Origin of the sequence: uncultured Thiocystis sp., from assembly GCF_903866365.1 — a bacterium.
In the GTDB taxonomy this organism is placed as follows: domain Bacteria; phylum Pseudomonadota; class Gammaproteobacteria; order Chromatiales; family Chromatiaceae; genus Chromatium.
The window spans coordinates 1-1,903 of the sequence record NZ_CAIPNF010000082.1; the positions used below are offsets into that span (position 1 = coordinate 1).

The following is a 1,903-nucleotide window of genomic DNA, read 5'->3' on the forward strand; positions in this document are numbered from 1 at the left end:
TGGGTGTCTTCATCGTCGTCTCCGATCGTTCAGTCGAGGGTCTGGTATTGTCAGAACTGATACGCGAGCTTGAGCCAGACGTAATCGCCCTTGAGGCGACGGCTCACGTCCAACTCAGGTAGCCAGCGCAGCTCGGCGACCAGGGTCTCCTTGCCACGCGGCAGGATATAGCTCAGCACCGGGCCGATCCCGGCGGTGCGTCCCTTGAACTCGCCCAAACGCGCACCGGATCCGCCATCGGCGGTGATCTGCTCCAGAGAGAAGGCTTCGGCGCCAATTCCTAGGAATCCCGGCCCGAGCGGCAGGAGTTGCTGCACGCTGGCCTCCAGATGAACCAGCGAGCCGCTGCGATAGTCGGTCTCGCCGTTTTCGGTGTTGAAGGAGACGCCGCCATGCAGGGCCGCGTTGAAACCGGTCTTGTCGTTGTTGTAGGACGCGCCCAGCGTGGGGTCGAAGGTCCAGTAATTGAGCCCGGGATTGGCGAGCCGTCCGGCTTGGTAATCACCGGTTGGCGCATAGACAGGGAGCAAGGCATTGAACTGCCAGAATCCGGACTCCCACGCCAGCAGGGCGGGGATCAGGGTCAGGTCGCCGATCCCCGACGTGCTGTCCCGGCGCCGCACCGTGCCGAGCGGGGTATCGAGCGTGGCCTGGGCGCTGATCCAGACATAGGGCAGATAGGCGCCGGCACTGTAATGCGCGCCGAGCAGGTTTTGGTCGAAGGTGTAGAGACCGCCGAGCAGGAGCGCATCGCTCTCCGCGTCAAGGCCCAACGCGAGCGTACCGGCCACCGGAATCGGCCCGGATGCCGATGCCTTGCCGCTGTAGTGAAGGTAGATCGGTTGCACCACCCAACCGGGTTGGGTCGGCGCCAGATCGATCAGCGTCGCCGTGCCGCCCGGAAGGTAGTGCGTGGTGCCGCCTTCCGCGGCGAGCGACACCGGCGATCCGATGGTGCCGACGCCGAGCGCCAGGGCCAGCGCCGCTTGCTGGCCCTGGCGCGTCGCTGCGTCTGCCCACGGCGATGAAACCGCCAAAGATAATGCCCGCAAAGTCTTTCCCCCTGACCCGTTCAAATTCCCGCCAGCATTGTAGGAGCGACTTAAGTCGCCCCTACAGCCCCTACAGCCCCTACAGTCGCCCCTACAGGCTACAGGCTAGTTCGCCTGCCGCAACTTCAGGATCTGCGATTGGATCCCCTCGATGGTTTTGCCCATCTGGGCGCTCAGTCCGATCTGACGGACCGGAAACTCCTGGAAGGTCGCCAGGTGCTTCTGGACGATGCCGACGATGGGAGTCAGAATCCAGGTCTTGTGCTCCATGTACTGGCGGCCCACGTCGCCGGTCTGACGCTCGAAGGGGTCCATCAACAGGTTGGTGATCAGCGGACGGCCATAGCCCAGCAGCGGATCGTCCCAGCGGTTGCCCTCCTTGGCCGAGAAGCTGACCTTGAACTGTTGGTAGCGGACGGCCGCGAGCACCGTCTCGTCGTAGTAGAAGACGAAATTGCGCGCGGACTGGTCGCTCTGGCCGGTAAAGAGGGCGGTCTGATCGAAGCCGTCCAGATGAACCTTGTAGCCGTTCCCGCCATAGTCCGCGCCCTGCGCGAGCTTGCCGACCACATCCTGCTCACCGGCGGCCGCCGCCAGGGTGGGGAAGAAATCGAGGGAGGAGACGATCTCGCCGCTCACGCGCCCGCCCGGCGCGCCGGGCCAGCGGATCACCGTGGGTACGCGCATCCCGCCTTCCCAGGTCGTGCCTTTGGTGTGACACGAGGTCACATGAATGATTGTTTCGCAGGGAGTCCTAATAGGTCTACCAGACGAAACCGGATATTCCTCTATCCGTAGCCTAGAGACACATGCGGGATTGGTAACGACCCCGTGTGAAACTGTCTTGACAA

The 1,903-nt window shown here is 63.5% G+C and carries 2 protein-coding genes; both read right to left on the minus strand.

The window, feature by feature from the left end:
- Positions 1 to 50 precede the first annotated feature (50 nt).
- Positions 51 to 1,052 (minus strand): transporter, encoded by a 1,002-nt coding sequence (locus QZY07_RS05340; RefSeq protein ID WP_295400413.1) that lies wholly within the window; start codon positions 1,050 to 1,052, stop codon positions 51 to 53.
- A gap of 105 nt (positions 1,053 to 1,157) precedes the next feature.
- Positions 1,158 to 1,781: a sulfatase-like hydrolase/transferase gene (locus QZY07_RS05345; RefSeq protein ID WP_295400414.1), complete on the minus strand. Its 624-nt coding sequence runs from the start codon at positions 1,779 to 1,781 to the stop codon at positions 1,158 to 1,160.
- Positions 1,782 to 1,903 lie beyond the last annotated feature (122 nt).